The 21,896-nt window shown below is 61.0% G+C and carries 27 protein-coding genes; 13 read left to right on the top strand and 14 right to left on the bottom strand.

The features are described from left to right. Positions 1-92 precede the first annotated feature (92 nt). Together NKJ06_RS03460 and NKJ06_RS03455 are read right to left on the bottom strand one after the other, a co-directional pair. The gene (locus NKJ06_RS03460; RefSeq protein ID WP_352809104.1) at positions 93-266 is read right to left on the bottom strand and encodes a hypothetical protein; all 174 of its coding nucleotides are present in this window, start codon (positions 264-266) and stop codon (positions 93-95) included. Beyond that, positions 263-628 (bottom strand): hypothetical protein, encoded by a 366-nt coding sequence (locus tag NKJ06_RS03455; protein ID WP_352511231.1) that lies wholly within the window; start codon positions 626-628, stop codon positions 263-265. Before NKJ06_RS03455 ends, NKJ06_RS03460 begins: the two co-directional genes overlap by 4 nt. A gap of 460 nt (positions 629-1,088) precedes the next feature. On the opposite strand from NKJ06_RS03455, the gene NKJ06_RS03450 reads away from it, so the two are divergent. The 7 genes from NKJ06_RS03450 (at position 1,089) to NKJ06_RS03420 (ending at position 7,208) form a co-directional block, all read left to right on the top strand. Then, the gene (locus NKJ06_RS03450; protein WP_352809103.1) at positions 1,089-1,643 is read left to right on the top strand and encodes a hypothetical protein; all 555 of its coding nucleotides are present in this window, start codon (positions 1,089-1,091) and stop codon (positions 1,641-1,643) included. Positions 1,644-2,273: 630 nt separating this feature from the next. Beyond that, positions 2,274-2,834: a hypothetical protein gene (locus NKJ06_RS03445; RefSeq protein WP_352809102.1), complete on the top strand. Its 561-nt coding sequence runs from the start codon at positions 2,274-2,276 to the stop codon at positions 2,832-2,834. A 550-nt stretch (positions 2,835-3,384) separates the two neighbouring features. Then, positions 3,385-4,764, top strand: coding sequence for a hypothetical protein (locus tag NKJ06_RS03440; RefSeq protein WP_352809101.1), 1,380 nt, complete (start codon positions 3,385-3,387; stop codon positions 4,762-4,764). 340 nt (positions 4,765-5,104) lie between these two features. Then, the gene (locus NKJ06_RS03435) at positions 5,105-5,365 is read left to right on the top strand and encodes a hypothetical protein (RefSeq protein WP_352809099.1); all 261 of its coding nucleotides are present in this window, start codon (positions 5,105-5,107) and stop codon (positions 5,363-5,365) included. Positions 5,366-6,317: 952 nt separating this feature from the next. Continuing rightward, positions 6,318-6,542, top strand: coding sequence for a type II toxin-antitoxin system HicA family toxin (locus NKJ06_RS03430; protein ID WP_352809163.1), 225 nt, complete (start codon positions 6,318-6,320; stop codon positions 6,540-6,542). A 4-nt stretch (positions 6,543-6,546) separates the two neighbouring features. After that, positions 6,547-6,753, top strand: a complete 207-nt coding sequence (locus NKJ06_RS03425; RefSeq protein ID WP_352629053.1) for a type II toxin-antitoxin system HicB family antitoxin — start codon at positions 6,547-6,549, stop codon at positions 6,751-6,753. A gap of 77 nt (positions 6,754-6,830) precedes the next feature. Then, positions 6,831-7,208: a VOC family protein gene (locus tag NKJ06_RS03420; protein WP_352629055.1), complete on the top strand. Its 378-nt coding sequence runs from the start codon at positions 6,831-6,833 to the stop codon at positions 7,206-7,208. Here NKJ06_RS03420 and NKJ06_RS03415 read toward each other — a convergent pair. The 3 genes from NKJ06_RS03415 to NKJ06_RS03405 form a co-directional block, all read right to left on the bottom strand. Beyond that, a complete protein-coding gene (locus NKJ06_RS03415) occupies positions 7,205-7,819 on the bottom strand; it encodes a hypothetical protein (protein ID WP_352629057.1) in 615 nt (204 codons plus the stop codon). The two genes, NKJ06_RS03420 and NKJ06_RS03415, sit on opposite strands and share 4 nt — an antisense overlap. A gap of 4 nt (positions 7,820-7,823) precedes the next feature. Beyond that, a complete protein-coding gene (locus NKJ06_RS03410) occupies positions 7,824-8,345 on the bottom strand; it encodes a hypothetical protein (protein WP_352629058.1) in 522 nt (173 codons plus the stop codon). Positions 8,346-8,451: 106 nt separating this feature from the next. After that, the gene (locus NKJ06_RS03405; RefSeq protein WP_352629060.1) at positions 8,452-8,742 is read right to left on the bottom strand and encodes a TfoX/Sxy family DNA transformation protein; all 291 of its coding nucleotides are present in this window, start codon (positions 8,740-8,742) and stop codon (positions 8,452-8,454) included. A 251-nt stretch (positions 8,743-8,993) separates the two neighbouring features. Between NKJ06_RS03405 and NKJ06_RS03400 the strand changes: the two genes are divergently transcribed. After that, on the top strand, positions 8,994-9,326 hold the full coding sequence (locus tag NKJ06_RS03400; RefSeq protein ID WP_352629062.1) for a hypothetical protein: 333 nt from the start codon (positions 8,994-8,996) through the stop codon (positions 9,324-9,326). A gap of 14 nt (positions 9,327-9,340) precedes the next feature. Here the strand turns inward: NKJ06_RS03400 and NKJ06_RS03395 are convergent, their stop codons facing one another. The 6 genes from NKJ06_RS03395 to NKJ06_RS03370 all read right to left on the bottom strand — a co-directional run bounded on the left by NKJ06_RS03395 (position 9,341) and on the right by NKJ06_RS03370 (position 14,436). Further along, positions 9,341-10,306, bottom strand: coding sequence for a DUF3592 domain-containing protein (locus tag NKJ06_RS03395; RefSeq protein ID WP_352629064.1), 966 nt, complete (start codon positions 10,304-10,306; stop codon positions 9,341-9,343). 217 nt (positions 10,307-10,523) lie between these two features. Then, the gene (locus tag NKJ06_RS03390; RefSeq protein ID WP_352629067.1) at positions 10,524-11,588 is read right to left on the bottom strand and encodes a glycoside hydrolase family 25 protein; all 1,065 of its coding nucleotides are present in this window, start codon (positions 11,586-11,588) and stop codon (positions 10,524-10,526) included. A 181-nt stretch (positions 11,589-11,769) separates the two neighbouring features. Further along, positions 11,770-12,558 carry a phosphodiester glycosidase family protein gene (locus NKJ06_RS03385; RefSeq protein ID WP_352629069.1) on the bottom strand — a complete coding sequence of 263 codons (789 nt, stop codon included), beginning with the start codon at positions 12,556-12,558 and terminating at the stop codon, positions 11,770-11,772. Positions 12,559-12,629: 71 nt separating this feature from the next. Beyond that, entirely contained in the window at positions 12,630-13,502 is an 873-nt protein-coding gene (locus tag NKJ06_RS03380) for an undecaprenyl-diphosphate phosphatase (protein ID WP_352629071.1), read from the bottom strand. 184 nt (positions 13,503-13,686) lie between these two features. Beyond that, on the bottom strand, positions 13,687-13,884 hold the full coding sequence (locus NKJ06_RS03375) for a hypothetical protein (RefSeq protein WP_352629073.1): 198 nt from the start codon (positions 13,882-13,884) through the stop codon (positions 13,687-13,689). A 153-nt stretch (positions 13,885-14,037) separates the two neighbouring features. Further along, positions 14,038-14,436: a GFA family protein gene (locus tag NKJ06_RS03370; protein WP_352629075.1), complete on the bottom strand. Its 399-nt coding sequence runs from the start codon at positions 14,434-14,436 to the stop codon at positions 14,038-14,040. A gap of 117 nt (positions 14,437-14,553) precedes the next feature. Here NKJ06_RS03370 and NKJ06_RS03365 point away from each other — a divergent pair, with 117 nt between their 5' ends. Continuing rightward, complete coding sequence (locus NKJ06_RS03365; RefSeq protein WP_352629077.1) at positions 14,554-15,117, top strand: isopenicillin N synthase family oxygenase; 564 nt, start codon at positions 14,554-14,556, stop codon at positions 15,115-15,117. 106 nt (positions 15,118-15,223) lie between these two features. Beyond that, positions 15,224-15,583 (top strand): 2OG-Fe(II) oxygenase family protein, encoded by a 360-nt coding sequence (locus NKJ06_RS03360; RefSeq protein ID WP_352629078.1) that lies wholly within the window; start codon positions 15,224-15,226, stop codon positions 15,581-15,583. A 72-nt stretch (positions 15,584-15,655) separates the two neighbouring features. Here NKJ06_RS03360 and NKJ06_RS03355 read toward each other — a convergent pair whose 3' ends face one another. The 3 genes from NKJ06_RS03355 to NKJ06_RS03345 all read right to left on the bottom strand — a co-directional run bounded on the left by NKJ06_RS03355 (position 15,656) and on the right by NKJ06_RS03345 (position 17,676). Beyond that, entirely contained in the window at positions 15,656-16,612 is a 957-nt protein-coding gene (locus NKJ06_RS03355) for an alpha/beta fold hydrolase (protein ID WP_352629079.1), read from the bottom strand. 60 nt (positions 16,613-16,672) lie between these two features. Continuing rightward, a complete protein-coding gene (locus NKJ06_RS03350; RefSeq protein ID WP_352629080.1) occupies positions 16,673-17,158 on the bottom strand; it encodes an SRPBCC family protein in 486 nt (161 codons plus the stop codon). 269 nt (positions 17,159-17,427) lie between these two features. Beyond that, entirely contained in the window at positions 17,428-17,676 is a 249-nt protein-coding gene (locus NKJ06_RS03345; RefSeq protein ID WP_013532091.1) for a ParB N-terminal domain-containing protein, read from the bottom strand. 156 nt (positions 17,677-17,832) lie between these two features. Here NKJ06_RS03345 and NKJ06_RS03340 point away from each other — a divergent pair, with 156 nt between their 5' ends. The 3 genes from NKJ06_RS03340 to kce are packed head-to-tail and all read left to right on the top strand — an operon-like array spanning position 17,833 to position 21,788. After that, positions 17,833-19,473, top strand: a complete 1,641-nt coding sequence (locus NKJ06_RS03340; protein ID WP_352629082.1) for a N,N-dimethylformamidase beta subunit family domain-containing protein — start codon at positions 17,833-17,835, stop codon at positions 19,471-19,473. 1 nt (position 19,474) lies between these two features. After that, a complete protein-coding gene (locus NKJ06_RS03335) occupies positions 19,475-20,854 on the top strand; it encodes an aminotransferase family protein (RefSeq protein WP_352629084.1) in 1,380 nt (459 codons plus the stop codon). A gap of 4 nt (positions 20,855-20,858) precedes the next feature. Continuing rightward, entirely contained in the window at positions 20,859-21,788 is a 930-nt protein-coding gene (kce, locus tag NKJ06_RS03330) for a 3,5-dioxohexanoate:acetyl-CoA acetone transferase (protein WP_352629086.1), read from the top strand. Positions 21,789-21,896 lie beyond the last annotated feature (108 nt).

The raw sequence follows: 21,896 nt of genomic DNA, 5'->3' as shown, positions 1-21,896 counted from the left end.
GAATGTGGCCGGATCGCGCTAACCAGCGGACTGCAAGGATTCGAAAGCTGGTCGCTACCGAAAGCGAAGCTAGTGGAAGGAGCAAGACTTTGTCAGGGAACCATTCCGACGACATCGCCCCGGAGATCGAAGAAGGTCCGGTCGACAGCAACGGCGATGGCGAAATCGTTGAACAACGGAAGGGCGGAGAGCATGTCGCCTACGTGGTCATTCCGGCGAAGACCGGGAAACGACACACCGTGGTTGGTGACTTGGGAGACGCTCATAAGGCGCTCGGAGTGTTGAATTCCGGCAAGGACGAGTGAGCGCAGGCATATGCCTCTGCATTGCGGATGATATCCGAATTTAACAGCCCTTTTGCACGCAAGTCCACGAAGACCGGATCGTCGAGCTTCAGGAGGGCGCCCTCGCCCCATTCCGCCTCGATGGCCTGCCACTTCTTTGTGACTTCCTGCCATCGTGCGTACTTCGCCCTGACGTCCTTCGACGCCGAGGTCGCCAAGTCCGAGAAGTTCCCCTTCAAGACGTTGGCCATCATTCTGACACTGCCGGACCGCTCGAGCCCGGCGAGGACACTAAGCTTTTCATCCTCGGTCAGCCTGCAGAAATACCGTGGCTCGTTTTCCATCGCGCAACCTTTCTGTTCTCGATGCAGAAAGGGTCAGGCGCCAGGTTGCTGACGTCAACCGCAGCACGCCTCATATCCCGCTCCCTTTGGCTCGCCCGGAAGCCGAAGCAAGCTGACACCATAGCAAGAGATGAGGCGCGATTCCATGAGGGGGCGCGTTACGCTTCCATGTCGCTCCGGCAGTTCCACTCGCCCGTTCCCGATCCGGCAATCTCAGCCGACCGTTCCATAGTCGTCACGAAGCGCAATAAAATTGAGGTCTCTGGCTTCTGCTCCAAACGAGCCCAGGCGGCATAGTCAACGTCGCGAGACGGTAAGGGCGACTCCCGGGCATTGCTCTGTGGTACGTGCCCGGAATCCGAAACCCCAAAGAGCGATACGCAAAACAATCTGTAAACCCGAATGGATGTAGTTCTCGCAAAGCTCAGTGTCGACAGCAATTGTGGTGGAAAGAAATACTGTGAACGACGACCAGCCTCACCTGACTTTTTTCATGGACGATTTCGGAACTCGTACCATGTGCAAACCGGGTGACGCCCTGCCTATGGAGTCTCATATCTTCAGCTTTGGCCTCGGCGGGATAATCGTTCCTTCGGAGGCGGTCCAGGCGCTGTCTGATGCCACAATTCGGTTCTGCAAGCGCTGGGGTGTACCGGAGCTGCACGGAAATAAGATTCGATCCGGAAAGGGCAAGTTCGGTTTCCTGAAACAGGACGAGGAACGGAGGAACCTCTTCTTCGAAGAGCTGGAAGCTCTGATCATCGATGATCGTATTACGGCCCATGCATGCGTGATCTGCCGCCCGGGCTATCGAGACAGGTACTATGAGAAGCACGCTGAAGGATCACGATGGCAGATGAGCCGGACGGCCTTCGACATCTCCGTCGAGCGTGCGGCAAAGTACGCGAGGCTCGCTGGCCGGAAACTCTCTATTGCTTATGAACGATCAGGCGCGGTCGAGGATCGCCTCATCGAAAATTATTTCGAGGGACTTCTCAAAAGGAACTGGCTTTGATGCAACAAACTCATCGAGGCATACGCCTCTCACGAAAGATGAGCTGGCAGAGACGCTTCTGACCATCTGGCCAGACGGGAAAAGCAATCCCATGCTGCAATTGGCTGACCTTGTTCTTCACCCCCTCGGTCACCGTCCAACCGGCTTGAAAAACCGAGCGCACGACCGATTGTCAGAAGCAGGACAAATTATCGATTTGAGGAGCAACGGCGACGAGACGATCGCGGTCAAGTACTCCTGCTACGATGATCCATACAAGGAATGGGTGAACCCTAGAAACACATAAGGGACCCGAAGGTCCCTTATGGCGGTCAGCGTAAAGCCAGACCCCGTGGCAAAGCCATGAACATGTTATAGGGCGGTGCTTCCGGCTTTTCAAGCGCTTTTTTAGATCATCAGAACAGTGAGCCGGCCTTCAAAAGCTGCACGCTGCTCCGATTCCCGTTGTGGCTTTTGCTGCCAGGCGAGCTTGAGCTTCTTCCAACGCTGGACGGGGGCTTCCGAGGCCAAAATGCAGCTAATGCTGATCTTGGAGGGCCGAAAAGCCCTTGAAGTCCCCCCGGGGCAGCCAAGCTTTGAAGCTTGCATCGCGCCGCGCAATCTTCTCCCGAGATATCGAGGAGATGAAGGATGCGACGCAGGAAAAACATGAGCCGCCCTACCGGCGTTGATGCTTACTTGGGCATTCCCGCGACAGTTTTCCATGAGAACTGGATCCGACGCACTCCGAACTACGTCGTCCACTTCCAGCGCAACCCTTTCTACGATCCGGCGCTGCCGCCCTTCTGGGAACTGACGGTTGGAAACTCAAGGTACTCGTACCGAGTCATCTTATGCCTCCCTGCCGACGAGCTCGAAACTGCTATGCGGAGCCTTCCGGTACCATCGGCCGAAAGGCATGGCGTTGACTTCATGCGCGCATACAAGGAGGTGATCCTTCCTGAAGACATAAGGCGGCTCAGCGGCGAGACGATAATGGCGATCCTCATCTACAAGGTGAAGTTCGCGCCGCCGGGATCACCATACAAACAGGGGCGGTACTACAACGACGCCGACCTTAGTCGTCCAATCACCCAAACCGAGGCGGACGTCGCCGCCAACGACAGGCGCAACGAGGCTCTGTTGAAGGCAGTTGAAGTCGAGATAGCCTCCCGGCAAACTCGCTGTCACAGCGCGAGGATGTCTCCGTAAAGCTCCGCCAAGGACCGGGTCCGTCACTCAGGCCGCTCTGAGCAGAACCAGCTGGATTGTGGATCGAACAGTCCTGCCGTAATCACTCCAATCTCTTTCCCGATATCCGACCGCGCTTTCTCCCACAGCCTTCTCGGCAGGGCCTCCGAACCATTCCGTGAAACTTCGCTGCCTGGAAATTCTCGACGAAATCTGAGATGGGCGTTCCGCGACCTGCCAAAGGACCGCTGCCGCTTCTTCCGGCGTCGTGTTCAGGGCTGTCACGCCGACTTCGTACGCCAAGCATTCGAGGCGCGCAGAAACCAGCGCGAAGGCAAGGACGGCATCAAGTGGACCAGCCGAACACATCGTTTCGATCGCGCCCCGCCTCCTGTGCGATCACTTTGCGACGAGCCGGCGCACGGCAGCTACGGCACGCACGTTCTCAAGCCTCAGGTGATCGAGCGGATCCAATCCTTCCCGAGATTTCGTAAAAGGACTATTGATCGATTGACTCGCTTTCAAATTGTGCTGCATCCCTCGATCGTGCGCAGGCTGAAGGAGGAAAGCGGTGGGGATCAGCTTCGATGGGAGAATGCGGATCGCCGGTTACAGACCTGCGGTTTTCAAGCAAGCGCTGCAGAGCTTTGAGAGGACCGGATCGCCAGGAAACGTAATCGATCTCAAATCGGTATTCCCGTTGCGTCGGGACGGCGCGATCGTGTTTGAAGAATGCCTTGACCGAGGGCTAATCGACCAAGAGACGCTTAAGCTTACCGACAGCGGCGAAGCCATCGCGCGTGCGAAAGCGAAGCGACGGACACCTTATTCCCAGGCACAGACACAGCTCGATGAATTCCTCGACCGCGTCAACGCTCTCAATCAAGATCCCGATGCGGTCAATTTTGTCGAAGAAGTTTGGCTGTTCGGCAGCCTCCTGAGGGAGCAGGACAGCGTTGGCGATATTGATCTGGCATTGAAGAAGGCGCGACGGCCCAGATATGCTGGCGATTACGACGGCATGTTGCGCCACATCGATAGGCTTTTGTCCAGGATTAGCGACGCTCCGAGCCACTGGGAGCGTCGTTGGTCGAAGGAAGGTTGGATAACGGACCGCGTTCTCTTCGGATCTCGCCGGCATCCTCTTCTTAGCGGTGTCCAAGAGAGCACCATGAATCTCATCGCTTTGGCAGTACCGTGCCGACTGATCTACGACCGTAAGCGTGGCGGAAGGGTCAATGATCCTATGCTGCATCGACATCCAGAGGCAGGCGAGCGCGACAGCGAGATTAAGGCTCCTGCAGAGATGCCCGATTTGGCGCCAGGACCAATCAGGCCTATGGATGCGCGCTGGGTCGCCGATTATCGGAAATGGGGCAACGTTTCACCGTATGACATTTTTCGGGGTTGGACGGATGATGCGCATAAGCTGTTCCCGCACTATCCTGAAGGACTGCGTGTTGCAGGAGACGATTTTCGTCGGCACAGCGAGTTTTGGGTACCGAAGCGTCTGGGGGCGACAGGACTTGATGGACGAAGCGCCGTCGGGTTGATGAATAGGACACAATGGTGGGGGACCAGCATCGTGCTTTGTCGAAGGATTGAAACCACCGCAAAATTGTGGACACTGGATGCCAGTTTCAGCGACCTTGAACTCTACCGAAGCCGTAAGCGGCTCGAACTTATGACCTTGCCTGACTTAGCGTCTGTCACGGCGCTAATCCTTGCGGTGGATGCCGAACGAATGCTCCGGCGCGCTGCAGACTCGTTAGCGCCCCCATCGATCGAAATCAGGATCGCAGGCGTTACCGACAACCGGGACTTTCAATCTCACTTTGTTGAGCCCCTGCATAACCTGCTGAAAACCCGAGCAGTTCGTGTCGAGCCTCCTGGTTGGGAAGACCGGTCCGTTCAAGTCAATCTGCAATTAGCGGGACTGGCAAAAGCCTAGGCAGCGATGAGAGCAGGCCGAGAGGCGATCAAGAACGGAGCTAGGTACGGGCTGGCCAGCAAATGAAGCGTCTTGTTGGCGTTGGAGCCGATAACGGCGGACGGCTCCTTTCGGCAAACTCTTGCAGCCGCGAGGACATAGCGAGGATTTGGCGGGTCGATTTCCAGAACCGCATCGGCGAACCGTTCGAAGCCTTAGGACAGCAATCGCGCGTTTGGTGCCGACCCGCTTCGGCAAGACGATGCGCGGACTCTACACCGCGACGAGCACGATAACGAAACCGCAATGTTTCAAGGGTTACGGGTTGCCGACGCATAAGTCCTTAGAAGGGAGCTTGAGTATGCCTGTGGAACATCCTGAACATAACAAAGAAAACGAGAAACCCGGCCATATCAGCCAGTACGAGGAACGCCTGGTCGATATGAGCCAAGACGGCGAGATCTACCTTCAGCTGAAACTAACGGAGGACGGAAAGGCGCCGGACGAAAGCGAAGGAACCTTTATTGTGATTCCGGCTAGCACGGGGGTGCGGCACATAGTGGTCGGCACCCAAATTCGCGCCTACAACGAGCTTGCTGAATTGAACTCAGCCGGCGGATGAGCTGCGGCATACGCTTCCGCATTCCGGACGCGGACGGGATTCATTTGCCCTCGTGCTCGCATGTCGACGAAGACTGGATCGTTAAGATTCAGGAGAGCCCCCTCGCCCCATTCCGCCTCGATGGCCAGTCCATTCCGGGCAACCTCCTGCCATCTCGCGTATCTCGCCCTGACCTCTTCGGACTGCGAAGCCGCCAAGTCGGCGTAACTTGTCCCGAGGAGCCGATTCAGGGTGCGAACGCTTCCGGACAACTCGAGCCCGGCGAGAACCTCAAGCTTCTCTGCTTCGCTCGTCACGTAGATTTTCCGGCTTCCATCTTCCATGACCGTGGCTCCTCTTGTTTGAACCCAACCAAGGTCAGGCGCCAATTGGCAAACGTCAACGGCTCATCTCGTAGGCCTATTCCCCCCGAGGGATCTTCCAACTCAGGCCCGGAGGCACGCTCTCCAATCGGTGTTGAAGAGCTCGATGCTGAGGATAAACGTTCGGAATCTGCCCTGATCTCGCTGTCACCGTCGGTTCGTGACCGTCTTCATAGCGTCAAGGTAGTCCGTCGGCGCGGGTCATCCGCCTAGTCCTCTGCTGGTCTCTTCCCGCCAAGACCCCGGTTGGTAGTGCCGCCGTCGTCCCGCGCGCCACTCTGCTCAGGGGCATCGCGGGCTCGCCAGCAGTCAGACTGTGGTCTCAGCGCCATCTCCCGCGGTGACGGGTTGCCCAGCTCCTCTTGGGCGCGATCCGGATGCTAACGGGAGAGCGGCCTCGGCCATCGCCCAGGCGCAAATACCTCGTCCCGCACGAGATAGACTTGATCTTGATGCCAGAAACGGGGCCAGAAAACCCTTGTCAGGCACATCAGGATACAACTTTGCGTCTGGCAGGTACCTAACTTTGGGTGTGGAATATATTCCCAATTAAAATGCCTGCAATTTCAATTAGATCTGAAGGGGCCTGGATACAACTTTGGCTCTCGCACCAGCCACCTCGTCGGCTTACGGTTCGCGAAGTCATTCGCCTGCTGGAGGCCGACGGCTGGTATCTGGTTGCAACCAAGGGCAGTCATCGCCAATATAAGCACAAGATCAAAGCCGGCCGCGTTACCGTGGCCGGCAAGCCGTCTGAAGAGGTTGCACAGGGAACACTGAACAGCATCCTCAAGCAGTCAGGTTTGAAGGAGTGATGACATGCGTTACGCGGTGGTGATTGAAAAAGCAGGAAACAATTTTTCTGCCTATGTGCCGGACCTCCCCGGCTGCATCGCGACCGGTGCGACCGTACCTGAGGTGGAAACCGAGATTCGCGACGCAATACGCTTTCACATCGAAGGCTTGCGCGCCGACGGGCTGGATGTGCCCAACGGCGTCAGCCTGGCCGAATATGTAGAGGCATAGAGCCCACGGGCCAAAGCGGGTGCGGCGGGCAGCAGCGGCGCTCCTTTCTTAGCGCCAGAATCCTGCGACAGTGCGGAATGATTGATCACATCACCATTGCTGTGAGCGACCTTGAGAAGAGCAAGCTCTTCTACGAAAGGGCTTTTGCACCCTTGGGATATAGCCTCTCCTTCGGCAAGGAGGGCGTGTTCTGGGCCTTTGATGTCGGCGCAGGCAGCCTGTTCGAGATCCAGCGATCGGACAGCAACCCACCGCTGACACGTGTGCATGTCGCTTTCCGGGTGAACAGCAAGGCGGACGTCGAGGCGTTTTATCGAGCTGCTCTCCAGGCCGGCGGCACGGACAATGGCGCACCCGGCCCGCGGCCGGAGTATACCGCGACCTACTATGCCTGCTTCGTTCTTGATCCCGATGGCTACAACATCGAAGCCATGCTCAACGAGCCTGGCGTCTAACTCGCCGGCAACACCCGTAGCGTCTGCTCGTCAAATAACGGCTCGTCTTGGCCTATACGCACGAACAGCACTTTCCGCCCCTCGCCCGTGGGCACCTCGAAATACTGGATACCGTCAGGCATTTCGCCCCAGTCGCCGCAGAGCGGCTCCGGAACCTCGTTGGGATCGGCTACCGCTTTCAGCTCTTTCGCGTAGGCGGCGTCGGGGCTGAATGTGTAGCGTTTGACGCCGGTGGGCACGGTGCCCTCGATGTAAGGCTTCAGCACGCAGCGCGCGCTGACGGCCTTGTCGGTCTTCTCCAGGAACAGGCGCTGCAATGCGGCCTCGGCGGTTTCGCCGGGCCTGATGTCATACAACTCGACAAGTGGATCGGCGTCTCCGCCATCGCTGTATTTGATGGCAAGCGCATTGCCGGCAAATTCGAAATGGATCTGGCGGAAGCCGAAGTCGCAGCGCTGCGCCCAGGCGGCCAGCCCGACAGTCTTGTCGGCCAGTTTTTCCCAGACGCATTTGTCGATAGGCTGGCGCGATGGCGACGGCTCGTCGGCACGCACTACGGTGATGATCGTCGCGGATGCAAACAGGGCGCTGGCCCAGATGATTGATCTCATGGTGCTACTCATCGCTGCATCCCGTCAAAGTGAAGGCATCCCACGCCGAGCCGTCGGGATTGGCATTGGCGAAATCGGCCCATTCGGTGAAAGCCACGCCGAAATCGGGCAAAAGCAGCCCCTTCGGCGCGGGTGTCGCTTCGCGCGAATTCAACTGTTCGGCGCCGCCGCCGGTCAGGGCGTAGACTTGGCCATCCCATATCCTGCACAGCCCGCTGCCATCCTGCAGGCCCGCTTCGCGGTCGTCGTCGGTGCAGGCGTGGCGGATGGTGCCGAGCGGGAATGAATTCTTGCCGTTGGTCCAGGTGATGTCGGCCGGCAGGCTTGTGTCGGTGTTCGGCACGCTCAGCGAAAAAACTTCCGCCGTCAGCGCCGCCGGCTCGTTGGCGAGCGGCCGAAATTGCATGACGGCACCCGAACGTGGCTCCCGATAGGTGGCGTGGCTCAGCAGACAGTCTTCTGCGAAGGCAGCCTGCATCGGGCCGAGCAGGCCCAGGAAAACGAAGACCAGTTTGCGGGTGATCATCAAATGTCCCTGGAAAGCGTTGTGAAAGCCAGATGCGGGCTGCATGCCGGCTCGCACAGTCGCATCGTCCGCGCAAAAGCATAAGCGAAATCCGGAACGGCTGCGTTTATCCTCTCCCGGATGAAAACGTGCCCCTCGCTGGGTTCTGACGCGCCTGCCTAAGCAGATTTTCCTTTGTCTCGGTATCAAGCGCCCGCCAGTCACAACCGCGAACTGCCGCCTCCATCGCATAGAGTGCGAGGATCGTCACATGCCGCCCGAACCGAAACTTCAGTCGGTGGTAAGCTTCGACGACGCCAAAATTGCGCAAATCCTCATCATCGAGAATATCAATTTCCGCCAGCATCCGCGCCATGGCTGGTCCGAGATTTCTCATGTCTTCGACGTGCGTGCTCATCGCAGCGTATCGGCGTGTTCAAGGAGCATAAGCTAGTCCCGTAGATTTGCCGCTCTTCCCGGAGAGCGGTTGCAGGCAAGGCCAGCCGGCACAGTCGCATCATCCGTGTGAAACCATAAGCGAAATCCGGAACGGCTGCGTAGTCCGTTCCGTCGAAAACTTGTCCCTTGCGAACCCAACAGCCTGTATGGTCGAGCGCCCTGACCGAAGGAGACAAGCTGGTGATGCGGCGTTTGGCAATAACGGTGGCAATGTCTGCATTCGCGGGCGGGCCTGCATTGGCGGCCGCACCGTATGTCGGGACATGGTCCAGCGACCGGCTGAACTGCAGTGCGGCCGCCGACGTTCAGCGCGAAACCGTCTTCACCGTAGACCGGGCGGCGCTGTCGCTTCCCGAATTCGGCTGCGAGCACGCGACGTTTCGCAAAAATCCGACTGGCTGGGTGGTGCATGCCAGCCAATGCTACGGCTCTGACCCGTCGCTGGAGGAGCCGTTCACGCGCGTCATCCATATAGTCAGGCATGACGCCACGCTGCGGTTAACCTGGCCTGGCTTCGACAGCGGCCCCCTCGTTCGCTGCTGAAGGGGTCCGGCGCCTCAGAACAGCCCGACCAGAAATGCGGCGCCACCGAGAAAGCCAGCCGAACAGACCCACAGCAGCCAGAGCCCGCGCACCCGGCATTCGAGCACGGCCGAGCCGGGGTTGGCGGGGTCATAGTGCACGTCGACCTTGCTGCCCTCGATATACTGCCGTGCCTGACCGCCGACGAGGCCGGGCAGCGAAGCCGTCACGGTGGCACCGAAGGTCACACGATCGGCGCTGTAGCGCTGGCCGGCAACGCCATAGGAGTAGACGATGCGGGATTTGAAGACCGTGCGCCATCGTCGATAGCCTGAATGGCTTCGCAGCGCCTGCAGGCCCGAGGCATCGATGCGGCCGGCGGCGACGGGCCATTTTGCCGCCTGGTCGGCGAGCGACTTCTGGGCGAAGCCCATGCGCAGGGCGAACAGGCCCATGAACAGCAGCAGCGCTCCCGCGCCGAGGTTCTGCGGCTTGGGCAGATGCGGGCCGATCGCCTCCAGGACACCGCCGACCGAAAACACCAGCACCAGCGCGCCGATCACCAGCCCCGCCGAAAGCTGGACCATGAACTTGAAAGCGCCTTCGGGCATGGTACGCTCGATCACGGCTTTGCTCGGATCGGCCGGATTGTAGAAGACAGTCACTTCCGCGCCGCGGGGAAACTGCGCAAGGGTCTCCTTGACCTCGAAATTTCCCAGATTCTCCTGCACGCTGTAGCGCGAGCTTTGAAATTTCTTACCGCCGACCTTGTATTCAAAGGTGATCGCCGGAAAATTGCGCATTTCGGTGGTATCAGTGCTGTCCGAGCCAACGCCCGAGCGCCTCACTTCACGGGCTTCGACGCGCGAAGAGATGATCTTTCCCGGCGCCGGCAACCAGCGGCTGAGTGCCTTCACCTCTCGCCATTTCAGGAAGGTGATGAGCGACAACATGCCGGCGACCACGCAGGCAAAGCCGACAAGCATAATCTTGAGTTCCAACTCGTCTCCCCCCGGAGTGCAGGAACCTGAACATAGACAGCAAGGCGACGGCAATGTCTTGTATATTCTCAAAATCCAAAAGGGCTGAGCAGCGCAAACAGCAACAGCCCGCGGAGCGTCATGACGGCCTCACAGCCAGGAACGTGTTCCATTCTTCGCGATCGCCCGGACGGCTGAGATCAGGGAGAGCGAAGGACGCCGGGCCTAGTGGACTGCGTCAGTCGGCTTCGGCGACGGAAACCCGCCCGCCGGCCCAGGCACGCCACTGCCGCTCGTCGCCGTGGAAGACGTTGAGGTCGATGCGGCCGGTGACGCCATGCGACAGACCGGAGCCGGAATACTGCCAGAACAGCCATTTGCGGTCGGGGTAGACTTTTGACGGGTGCCGCGCCACGGCCCGCAGCCAGAACGGATAATCGAGGAAGGCGCCGCGCAGATTGTCGCGATAGAAATCGGGCGCGGTGTAGATGATGGGCCGCTGGCCGTAGTAGCGCTCCAGCCTGTCCATGAACACCTGCATCTTCTCCAGCACCTTTTCGCGCGAAGGCCGCCGCTTGCAGCTGGATTCGCCGTTCCACTCGACGTCGATCACCGGCGGCAGAGCGCCTTCGACCCTGGGCACGTTGCGAATGAACCAGTCGGCCTGCTCGCCGGCCGTGCGGCACCAGTAGAAGAAGTGGTAGGCGCCGCGCTTCAGGCCGGCGGCGTCGGCATTGCGCCAATTCCTGGTAAACATCGGATCGAGGTGGTCGCCACCGTCGGTCGCCTTGATGTAAGCGAAGTTGGCGCCCTGGGCGCGCAGTTTGTCCCAGTTGACGTTGCCTTGCCAGCGCGAGACGTCGACGCCGTGCACGGCAAGATGGCGGGGCGAAGCCTTGCCGAAATTGATCGGCTTGGCATCGCGAAATCCATAGCGGGTAAGCGGCCCGGCAAGCATCGGCGGCGCTGCGCGGCTCAGCAGCCTCGGCGGCGACACAAGGGCCGCCGGCTCGATTGACGGCTCGACGCTGTCCGACGGTTCAGGCGCTGAAAGCGCCACCGTTTCTTCCTCCGCCAGTCCGAAAGGCCGGGGGCTTTCGTCCACCGGCGCCATTTCGACCCTTGGCGCTCGTCTGGCCGTTGCCGCTGGCACTGCCGCGATAGGTGCGGGCGGCCGGATCACGGAACTCGTGGTCTCGCTGGACGGTTTCTGCAAATCCAGCGCGTCGACGCCGGCCGTCGACGTGCAGCCGGCAAGGCATAGCGATGCGATCAAGAAACTGATGGCGCCCGGAATCCGCATCTGGACCTGTACTCAAAACACAACAGACCGAGGGCAAAGCGACAGCCGACGGACAAACCGGATCAGTTATGAATGAGAAATTACCAATAAAGTTTGAATCAATTTTTTTCACGTAGGCCAAACAGCGAAATCTGGCTCTCCGTGCAAGGGATCGGCCAGCCTTGTGGGGTCGGCAAAGCCGCTAGGGCTTCCTGAAAACGCCGATCATCGGCCCCAGATTCCAGTAGTCGTCATTGCGGCCGATGGCAGGCGCAAACAGGCTTGATATCGTGCCGTCGAGGAACAGCGCATTGTCGCAGCCGAGCGCGTCGCGGAAAAGACGGGCGAAGGCATGGAAGGTCACGGTGCCGTTCGAAATCGCGAAGACCGCGACGCCATCCTTGCGCACACCGACCCCGTCGCGTGTTTTTCGCGAGGTGCCGTCGGCCTGAAATTTCGGATGCAGTCGGCCGTCGATCACCAACATCGGCCCGGATTGCGTCGCATAGTCGACGGGCGGACGCCTTTTCACGAAATCCCTGGTGGCGCGAACCGCAGCCTTGCCGTCGCGCATGTAGAAAATGCCATTCGGCTGCAGGGAAAAATTGCCGCTTCCCGACCCCGTCTTCACAGAAGCCATTTCCTGGCCCTGCTCGACATAAAGACCGACTGGCGCGAGGTTCGGATGATACATGCCGGCATTGATGCCAAACAGCATCGTGCGCCCGGCCGCCTCCTGCGAGGCAGTGAGATTGTGCAGCGACTGAAACGGCTTGCCCGCCGGATCCTTCCAGAACAACTCGACCTGATATCGCTTCGGATCGACCTCGCACACGAGATAGCTGGTCGCCTCGAAGGCGAAGTCCCGGCATGGCGGCAGCGAGGCAACCCACTGGCCAAACCCCATGCCGAAGGCCGCCACCGACGGCAGCGCGCCCTTGGCCAGCGCCAGCAGCAGTGGGACTGATTGCAGAAGGGTGAAGAAATCCATGCGCGTACCGGAATCCAGATTCGGGGTCCGGTACGGATATAGCCCGTTTCAAGCGATACTGTGAAAGTGCCCTAAACGAGCCAGCCCATGGCCACGCCCAGCAGCAGGACGACGCCGAGCACGCCGCGATAGATGACGAACGGCCAGGCCGAAAAACGCTCCAGTACGCGCATCAGCCCCCATATGGCGAAGAAGGCGGAGATCGAGGCGACGACCAGCCCGACGGCAAGGACCGACCAGCCATGGGCGTCGAGATGGACCTTGTGCAGTTCCCAAAGCTCCTTGAGGCCGGCCAGCGCAATCGCCGGCAGCCCAAGCAGGAACGAGAAGCGCGCCGCCTCGGCCCGCTTGAAGCCGAGCCCCAGTGCCGCCGTCAGGGTCGAGCCCGAGCGCGACACGCCAGGAATCAGCGCGCCGATCTGGGCGACACCGACAAGCAGCGCATCAGTCAGCGAGGCTTCGCCCATGGTGCGCCGGTGGCGGGCAAAAATCTCGGCCAGCGCCAGCAGGATCGCCATGGCGATGCAGGCCCAGCCGATCACCGTCAGGCTGCGCAGCGGCGAATTGCAGGCGTTGAGCAGGCCCGACAGCGCGACGCCAGCGATGACGATCGGGATCGTCGCCAGCACGATCCACAGCGCCAGCTTGAAATGCCGGTCAGCGAAATCGCGTCGCGCCAGGGCATCGAGCGAACCAAACAGGATGTCCCTGACATCGCTCCAGAAATAGCTGACCACCGCGGCAAGGGCCGCGAGTTGCATGGCGGCGGAGAAGGCGGAACCCGGATCCTGCCAGCCAAGCACTGCCGGCACGATGCGCATATGGGCGGTCGAGGAAATCGGCAGCAATTCGGTGATGCCTTGCACCACGCCCAGGAACGCCACCTTGGCATACCCTAACCCGACAAAGCCCGTGTCCAGGCCTTGAGTGCAGATGTCAGCCAATGTCGAATTCCATGCATGAGAGATCGGGTCTGCGCGGACCGACCAATATCGGTCGGGCAAGCCTTATCGTCATGGGCAGGATAATCAATTTACGGATTTGTAAGCTGGTGCGGCGAAATGCGCGCGATTGAAAACCGACCCAGCTTGGGCCGGTTTGAGGTTCATAGGGAAAATCGCAACGCGATTACGGGCAAAGCCAGAGTTTCTGGCATGCCCTGGCGATCACATGCGCCGGCGGAACGACAGGTTCATCGATGGAAGGCCGACGAGCCCGTTCGAGCAGCATGCGCACCTGTTCAGGGCGCACACGATCGCGCTCCATCACAAGCAGGACCATCGGATCGCTCAAAAGCTCGTCCAGGGTGCTGATGCTGTCGTTCATCCGTCGTCTCCTCGAATGCCGTGCCCGCGACCCTTAAATGGGGAGACAATGATGGCTCGCCAATGACGCTTTGCCGGCTATCTCGTGTTGATTTGGATTAAATTTTGTTCAGGCTTGCGCTCTTCCTTCCCCTCAAGGGGAGAAGGAAAAAAACTAGCCTGGCGGCGGGGCGCCTTCGTATTGCGGCAGGCCGTCATCGAGCACCAGCCAGGGCTGCTTCGAGGCCGTAAAAATATGCATTTGCGGCTTGAAAGCGGTCGGATCGTCGAGCGAACCGGTGGTGACGCCGATGATGCCCGCGGAATCGCGTCGGGAGAACATCGTCGTGCCGCAACTCGGGCAAAAGCCGCGCTTGAGCTCCAGCGAGGAGTTTATCGTCGCCAGCGGCCCGTCGACCGTCAAATCGTCGATGCGAAACAGCACGCGTGCGTTGAAGGCGGCGCCGATCGCCTTCTGGCAAACCCGGCAATGGCAGATGCGCTCGTTGATCGGGGTTGCGTCCGTGCGGTAGCGCACCGCCTTGCACAGGCATCCGCCCTCATATCTTGCCATCGCCCGGATCCATTGTTGGAGAGAATAGGCGGCAAGGTAGCGGCGGGACCGATTGGGTCAATTGAAAAGCTTTGATACAACGCCATCGATTATGGTGATGCGGGTAGGACTGAAGTCATGACGCAGGACATCGAAACCATCGGCATTGCGGACCTGTTCGGGCCGCCCTCGCCCGCTCGCGACCGCACCGACGCCAGGATCATGGCGGCGGCCGCTGGCATCGGCTTCATGGCGGTCCGGGACTTTCCCGGCGACGATTGGCTGACGCCGGACAAACGTGCACAAGTGCTGCATATCTTCTCGCTTGCCGACGCCGAGAAGCAGCAACTGCTGCGCTGGAATTTCGACCGCACGAAAAACAATGTCTATCGCGGCTGGTTCCCGCTGCAGCCGACAGCCGTTTCCTACAAGGAAGGCATCGACATGGGGCCGGACCTCGCCCATGCGGCGCGCACCCCGGCTTCCGACGATCCGTTGTGCGAGCCGACGCCCTTGCCGGCCGACGACGCCCTGCCCGGCTGGCGCGCGGCGGCAGCGGACTACTACCGCGCTATGGAGGCGGTGGGCAACGCGCTGATGCGCTCGAATCGCCCGCGGACTTGGCCTGCCGGAAACCATTTTCGATGCCTATTTCGAGCATGGCATCTCGACGCTGCGGCTGATCCGCTATCCCCTGCGTGACGCCAATGCCGGGGTCGACACCAGCGGGCCGGAGTTTTCGGTTGTTCACAAGGGCGAGACGCGCACCATCATCGGCCGCGAGCATGCCGATTCCGGCTTCGTCACCTTGCTGGCGCAGGACGGCGTCGAGGGCTTGCAGGCAAAGACCCTTGCCGGCGAATGGATCGATGTGCCGCCGGCCAACGGTACGCTGGCGGTCAATTTCGGCCAGCTGCTGGAACGCTGGACCGGCGGGCGCATCCGGGCAACGCGGCACCGGGTGATTGCGCCGAAGACGGCGCGCTTCTCGATTCCGTTCTTCTACGAACCGCGTGTCGACGCCGAAATCGCGCCGCTGCCATTGAGCGGCCCGGAACCCTTCGAGCCGTTTTTCTACGGCGACTATCTCTGGGACGCGGCGACGAATTTCGTCGAGATGAGCGGCATCAAGCATCTCAGGCAGCCGCGCCGGGCGAGGGCTTCATAGGCACGGCTATAGGGCACAAAACATTGCCGGCCGCCTCGTGGGAGACGACCGACAGCCGATTAGCAGGCAAGCCTATTCCGTTTCGCTGACCACTTCGTCCCAGGTCTTCACCTTGGTCTCGCCGTTGAGGAACGGCAGTGCCGCGGCCGTCAGCTCGGGAGCGAAGAAGACGTCGTAGTGGGTGCGGTTGGGCAGGATCGCGAGGCGGTTCTGCGACAGGTTCTCGCGCATCCAGCCGGCGTCCTTCAGTCCGCCGCCGAGCATCTGGTAGAACTTGATCTCATGCTCGGGCCGGTACATGTCGCTGTCGCCATAGGCCAGCATGACCGGCATCTTCAGCTCGGCGACGTCGGCTGAGTAGTCGTACTCCTGGCGCATGAAGTTGCCGAGCGCGTCGAGCAGCTTCGGGAAATCCTGCGGACGTGGCGCCACCGCCACGTAGGATTTGTACATCGGCGTGTCCTTCATGAAATCGGCCGCCGCCGCGCTGACCTGCGCCTGCTGGCCGCGCATCTCGGCGTAGAAGCCGTCCGCGGCGTAGCCGGTCGACACCAGGACGAGCCGGCGCACCGCTTCGGGATGCTGGACGGACATGCGGAAGGCGACGCCGCCGCCCAGCGAATAGCCCATGACGTCGACCTTGTCGTAGCCAAGCGCCTTCACGATGGCTGCCATGTCGTCGCCAATCGCCTCCACGCTGAACGGCCGGTCGCCAAGCGCGGTGCGGCCATGCCCTTGCAGGTCGACGCCGATGACCGTGCGGTTTTCGGCAAATTTCGGCAGGATCGGCGCGAACATGTCCGTTGTGCCGAGGCCGCCATGCAGCAGAAGCAGCGGCTCGCCCTTGCCGTAGATGGCATAGTAGTAGTTCAGGCCGTTGATCGGCAGCAGACCGGACTTTTCCGGCTTCGGCAGTGCGTTCGTTGCGGTCGTCATGACGGACTTTGTCTCCTCTGCATGGGTGGCGGCCGGGCAGCCAAGAAGCACTGCGGCCGAAGCAAAAATGGCGAAAAACAGGGTTTTGGACATATCGATCTCCTCGCGTCCTGCCGATATCAAAGCGTTTTGCTGATCAAACCGTTTGGTTGATCAAAGCGTTTTGGCGAGTTCTTCGAGCTGGTCGGTGCACTGGCCCCAGCCCTCGTCAAAGCCCATCTTCTCGTGCTGTTCGCGGTCGGCGACACTCCAGTGCCTGACCCGAGCGATGTAGCGGGTCTTGCCAGTCCCCTCGTCCTCGAAGGTCAGCACGCCGGTCATGAATGGCTTTTCCGACGGTTCCCAAGCCTCTGTGTAGGCATCGGTGAAGACGATCTTCTTGCCGGGGATGACTTCTAGGAAAACACCGGGGTTGGGGAATTCATTGCCGTCGGGGCCAGCCATGACGACTAGGCTCGAGCCGCCGGTGCGCACATCCATTTCGGCGCGCGGTGTCGTCCACGGCTTTGGCGAGAACCACTGCGTCACCAGTTTCGGATCGGTCCAGCAGCGATAGACGTTCTCGCGCGGCGCATCGATGATGCGGCCGAGAACCAGTTCGCGGTCATTGGCGGGGGCGATGTCGAGCTTGGTGGTCATGATGTCCTCGGTGTGCGTTTGATCTGGCTTCCGTCCCAAGGACGAGCCGATGAACCGCAAACCGACACCGCCGGCGAAAAAATGTCAGCACCGTCTCGATTGGCCCGAAGCGTCACCCACCTTCGTCATCCACGGGCGAAGCGGGAGCGCAGCTCCGTCGCGGAGACCCGAGGATGGCGAAGCGACGGGCGCGTTTCCGCCAAACGCCGAGGCATTCGGCTTATCAAAGCAGCATGTCTGATCGAGAAACTGGATGTTCTATCGACGTGTCAGTGGCGCTTGGCTTGCACCAGATAGGCCTCGATCTCGGTCTCGCCGAGCCACTTTGCCGCTTCCAGCCGATGCAGGCCTTCGACCAAGATATGGCGTTTGCCGTCGTGGCGGACCTGGATCGGCGTCTTCATGCCGTTTTCCAGAATGTCCTCGGCCAGATGGCGGACGGTCTCGGGATGCAACGTCTTCTTGCGCGCCGTCGGCACGTAGATCTCGTCGACCTTGACCTTTTGCACTCTGAGCATGCCGACCCCCGTGGCGGAAATGCCGCCCTGTGTGGAGATAGTCTCTTTGACCTCGGGGGCCAAGGGCGCGGCTAACGAATGCTGGCCCGATCGTTTCCATTTGACGCTGGACCGGCAGATCGCCGAAATGGCGGCCTTCGAACTTCTCCGGTGTTCATGACCCAACTGCCGACCGAATTTCCCGATTTCGGACTGACGCCGGAGCAGCGCCGGCACGCGGTGCGCGGCCACTATTACGAATGGCCTGAGATGGATGGCGAGCGCGGCGAGATCTGGTGCTACAGTGACCGGTTTTCCTATCGCGCTGGTGAGACGGTGGCGTTGCACGTCAGTTCGACGGCCTCGCGATTCAACATTGCAATCGTCCGCGACGGCGGCACCGAGACGAAAGTGTTCGAGCAGGCGGACATCGCGGCGCGCTGGCAGGACACGCCGGACCAGTGCTCAGCAGAAGGGTGCGGCTGGGACGCGTCCTTCGAGTTCCGTGTCGGGAACGACTGGCCGTCCGGCGCCTACCGGGTGACGCTGACCGCCGACGGCCGTGACGGCAAGCCGATCCAATGCCACCATATTTTCATCGTCGCACCCCTGCCCGGCAAGAAATCCGGCCGCGTGCTGCACGTGGCGGCGACGGGAACCTGGCTCGCCTACAACACCTGGGGCGGCTCCAACCATTACCAGGGCATCACTGGGCCGGATCGCAACCAGTATTCGCCCATCGTATCGACACAACGCCCCTGGTGTCGTGGCTTCGTCGTGCTGCCGAAGGATGCGCCGCGCGTGCCGCTGGAAGTCGCCGTGCCGCCGAAGACGGTGCCGCGTTATCCGCATATGGAATGGGCGCTCGCCACCGGCCATTCGAAGAAATACGCGTCGTCGGGCTGGGCCAGCTATGACAGCCACTTCTTCCGCTTCGCCGAACGGGCCGGCTATGAAGTCGATCTCGCTAGTCAGCACGATCTGCATGTTTCGCCAGAGATTCTCGACGGCTATGACTGCGCCGTCTTCGTCGGCCATGACGAGTACTGGACCTGGGAAATGCGCGATGCGGTTGACAACTATGTCGAGCGCGGCGGCCACGCGGCACGCTTTGCCGGTAATTTCATGTGGCAGACGCGGTTCGAGGACGAGGGCCGCCGGCAGGTCTGCTACAAATACCGCGCCCGCGCCGAGGATCCAGCCTATCGCAGTGGTGACGTCACCCGCGCCACCAATTCCTGGGAGGCGCCGGAAATCGGCCGGCCGGGTGCGGCGACCTTCGGGCTCAACGCGACCCGTGGCCTCTATGCCGGCTGGGGCGGCTGCGCGCCGCGCGGCGTGCGTGGCTTCCCGGTCTACCGGCCGGAACACTGGGCGTTCGCCGGCACCGGCATCTACTACGGTGACCTGCTGGGCGCCGACAGCCATGTCTATGGCTATGAGGTCGACGGGCTCGACTTCGAGATACGCGGCGGCCTGCCCTATCCGACCGCGACCAGCGGCGCGCCCGAAGGCCTCCAGGTTCTCGCCGTCGGCATGGCATCCCAGGTCGAGGAAAGCGCCGATATCCCGATCGAGGACCAGTTCCTCACCGACGAGGACGGCCGCTTCACCGCAGAAACGCTATTTGGCGACAGGAGCGACGCCAATCTGGAAAAAGTCAAACGCGGCAATGGCATGATCGTCAACTTCCCGCGCGGCAAGGGCGAGGTGTTCCACGCCGGAAGCTGCGAATGGGTCGCCGGCCTGCTACGACAAGACCCGATGGTCGAACGCGTTACCAAGAATGTCCTCGATCGTTACCTCGGAAAGTCCTGACATGTCGAAAGTCCAGATCGCCGCTCAAGACACCGAAGCCCGGCGAGAATCGCATCTGTTCTATCTGTCCAGCCTGCGCCGGCCGCTGATCGACCGCGCCGAGGGCATCTATATGTGGACGCAGGACGGCCGCCGCTTCATCGATGGATCGAGCGGCCCGATGGTCGCCAATATCGGCCATTCCAACCGCAATGTGCTGGATGCCATGAAGCGGCAGATGGACCGCGCCACCTTCGCCTACCGCCTGCATTTCGAGAACGAGCCGGCCGAAGAACTGGCACGCGAGCTGGCCGGCAAGTTGCCGGAAGGCATGGACCGCATCTTCTTCGTCTCGGGCGGCTCGGAGGCGACCGAATCCTGCATCAAGCTGGCGCGGCAATGGGCCGTCGCCACCGGACAGGCCAGCCGCTGGAAGGTGATCACGCGCTTCCCGTCCTATCATGGCGGCACGCTGGGTTCGCTGTCGATCACCGGCGACGATGCGCTGGCCGAAACTTTCGAGCCGATGATGCGGGTGATGCCGACCGTGCCGGCGCCGGATGCCTGGCGCGACCGCGACAATCTTTCGATGGAACAGCGCGGCATCCGCTATGCCGACATGCTGGAGGAGAAGATCCTGGCGGAAGGTCCAGACAGCGTGGTGGCCTTCATCATGGAGACGATCGGGGGTGCTGCGACCGCAGCGCTTGTGGCTCCCGACAGCTACTATCCACGCATCCGCGAGATCTGCGACCGCTACGGCATCCTGCTCATCCATGATGAAGTGATGAGCGGCGCCGGCCGTACCGGCAAATTCCTCGGCGGCGACCACTGGAACTGCAAGCCCGACATCGTCGCGTTGTCCAAGGGGCTAGGCTCCGGCTATGCGCCGCTTGGCGCGCTGGCCGCACCGATGCGGCTGGTGCAGCCGCTGCTTGCCTCAGGCGGCTTCCAGCACGGCCACACCTATGCCGGCAACCCGCTGGCCTGCGCTGCCGGGCTGGCTGTCCTTGGCGAAATGGATCGGCTCGACCTGATCGCCAATGCGGCTGCCATGGGCGACGTGCTGATGGATGGGCTGAAGGCGCTGTCCAAGCGGTTTCCGTTCATCGCCGACGTACGCGGCAAGGGCCTGCTCACAGGCGCCCAGATGGTTGCCGATCCCGAGACCTTGAAACCGATCGACCAGACCAAGAAGGCCACGCAACGGCTGCTCGACCTCGCCTATGAGCGCGGGCTGATCATCTATGGCCGCAAGGTCAAGGGCGGCGTCGACGGCGACAATTTCATGGTCGCGCCGCCGATGATCGTCACCAGGGAGCAGCTCGGCGAGATCATTTCCATCATCGGCGATTCGCTGGAGGCATTAGCCTCCGAGCTCGACCTGCCGGTCGAAGGGTAAGAGCATGGCCTCGCGAAAAGTCATCATCACCTGCGCCGTCACCGGCTCGGTGCACACGCCGTCGATGTCGCCCTATCTGCCGGTGACACCGGACCAGATCGCTGCAGACGCGATCGCGGCGGCCGAGGCCGGTGCATCGATCCTGCATCTCCACGCCCGTGACCCCAGGGATGGCCGCCCGACCGCCGATCCGGACGTCTATATGCAGTTCCTGCCGCGCATCAAGCAGGCGACCGATGCGGTGATCAACATCACCACCGGCGGCTCGTCGCTGATGACCTTGGATCAGCGGCTGGCTGCCCCTTTGCGCGCCGAGCCAGAAATGTGCTCGCTCAACATGGGTTCGATGAATTTCGCGCTGTTTCCCATGCTCGACAAGCCACGGGAATGGCAGCACGAATGGGAGCCGCAGCTGCTCGAAGCGACGCGGCATACAATTTTCAAGAACACCTTCGCCGACATGGAAGGCGTGCTGGAAAGGCTGGGCAAGGGCTGCGGCACGCGCTTCGAATTCGAATGCTACGATGTCGGCCATCTGTATTCGCTGGCGCATTTCCGCGATCGGGGCCTGGTGTCGGGACCGCTGTTCATCCAGTTCGTGCTGGGCATATTGGGCGGCATCGGCGCCGATCCCGACAATCTCGTCCATATGAAGCGGATCGCCGACAAATTGTTCGGCGACAGCTACCAGTTCTCGGTGCTGGCCGCCGGCCGCCAGCAGATGCCGCTGATCTCGATCGCCGCGGCCATGGGCGGCAATGTTCGCGTCGGGCTGGAAGACAGTCTCTATGACGGCCGCCAGCTGGCGAAATCCAATGCCGATCAGGTGCGCCGCATCCGTGGCATCCTCGATGGGCTGTCGCTGGAGGTTGCCACACCCACCGAAGCGCGCGACATGCTGGCGCTCAAGGGCGGCGACCGAGTGGCGTTTTGAGATGTGATTGATTGAGATGGTAGTGTCCAGTCCCGCCCCCCTCTGTCCTGCCGGACATCTCCCCCTCCAGGGGGGAGATTGGCAGCTTCTATCTCGCCGTCCATCCTA

The sequence above is a fragment of the Mesorhizobium sp. M0293 genome (assembly GCF_040321735.1).
GTDB lineage: Bacteria > Pseudomonadota > Alphaproteobacteria > Rhizobiales > Rhizobiaceae > Mesorhizobium.
The sequence above is the reverse complement of the archived record's forward strand: the minus strand, read 5'-3'. Positions and strand labels throughout refer to the sequence as shown.

Bases quoted from the DNA above. Each gene is read 5' to 3' on its own strand.
- NKJ06_RS03460 (WP_352809104.1), bottom strand. From the start codon at position 266: ATGAGCGTCTCCCAAGTCACCAACCACGGTGTGTCGTTTCCCGGTCTT.
- NKJ06_RS03455 (WP_352511231.1), bottom strand. From the start codon at position 628: ATGGAAAACGAGCCACGGTATTTCTGCAGGCTGACCGAGGATGAAAAG.
- NKJ06_RS03445 (WP_352809102.1), top strand. From the start codon at position 2,274: ATGCGACGCAGGAAAAACATGAGCCGCCCTACCGGCGTTGATGCTTAC.
- NKJ06_RS03435 (WP_352809099.1), top strand. From the start codon at position 5,105: ATGCCTGTGGAACATCCTGAACATAACAAAGAAAACGAGAAACCCGGC.
- NKJ06_RS03425 (WP_352629053.1), top strand. From the start codon at position 6,547: ATGCGTTACGCGGTGGTGATTGAAAAAGCAGGAAACAATTTTTCTGCC.
- NKJ06_RS03420 (WP_352629055.1), top strand. From the start codon at position 6,831: ATGATTGATCACATCACCATTGCTGTGAGCGACCTTGAGAAGAGCAAG.
- NKJ06_RS03415 (WP_352629057.1), bottom strand. From the start codon at position 7,819: ATGAGATCAATCATCTGGGCCAGCGCCCTGTTTGCATCCGCGACGATC.
- NKJ06_RS03410 (WP_352629058.1), bottom strand. From the start codon at position 8,345: ATGATCACCCGCAAACTGGTCTTCGTTTTCCTGGGCCTGCTCGGCCCG.
- NKJ06_RS03405 (WP_352629060.1), bottom strand. From the start codon at position 8,742: ATGAGCACGCACGTCGAAGACATGAGAAATCTCGGACCAGCCATGGCG.
- NKJ06_RS03400 (WP_352629062.1), top strand. From the start codon at position 8,994: ATGTCTGCATTCGCGGGCGGGCCTGCATTGGCGGCCGCACCGTATGTC.
- NKJ06_RS03390 (WP_352629067.1), bottom strand. From the start codon at position 11,588: ATGCGGATTCCGGGCGCCATCAGTTTCTTGATCGCATCGCTATGCCTT.
- NKJ06_RS03385 (WP_352629069.1), bottom strand. From the start codon at position 12,558: ATGGATTTCTTCACCCTTCTGCAATCAGTCCCACTGCTGCTGGCGCTG.
- NKJ06_RS03375 (WP_352629073.1), bottom strand. From the start codon at position 13,884: ATGAACGACAGCATCAGCACCCTGGACGAGCTTTTGAGCGATCCGATG.
- NKJ06_RS03370 (WP_352629075.1), bottom strand. From the start codon at position 14,436: ATGGCAAGATATGAGGGCGGATGCCTGTGCAAGGCGGTGCGCTACCGC.
- NKJ06_RS03365 (WP_352629077.1), top strand. From the start codon at position 14,554: ATGACGCAGGACATCGAAACCATCGGCATTGCGGACCTGTTCGGGCCG.
- NKJ06_RS03355 (WP_352629079.1), bottom strand. From the start codon at position 16,612: ATGTCCAAAACCCTGTTTTTCGCCATTTTTGCTTCGGCCGCAGTGCTT.
- NKJ06_RS03350 (WP_352629080.1), bottom strand. From the start codon at position 17,158: ATGACCACCAAGCTCGACATCGCCCCCGCCAATGACCGCGAACTGGTT.
- NKJ06_RS03345 (WP_013532091.1), bottom strand. From the start codon at position 17,676: ATGCTCAGAGTGCAAAAGGTCAAGGTCGACGAGATCTACGTGCCGACG.
- NKJ06_RS03340 (WP_352629082.1), top strand. From the start codon at position 17,833: ATGACCCAACTGCCGACCGAATTTCCCGATTTCGGACTGACGCCGGAG.
- NKJ06_RS03335 (WP_352629084.1), top strand. From the start codon at position 19,475: ATGTCGAAAGTCCAGATCGCCGCTCAAGACACCGAAGCCCGGCGAGAA.
- kce (WP_352629086.1), top strand. From the start codon at position 20,859: ATGGCCTCGCGAAAAGTCATCATCACCTGCGCCGTCACCGGCTCGGTG.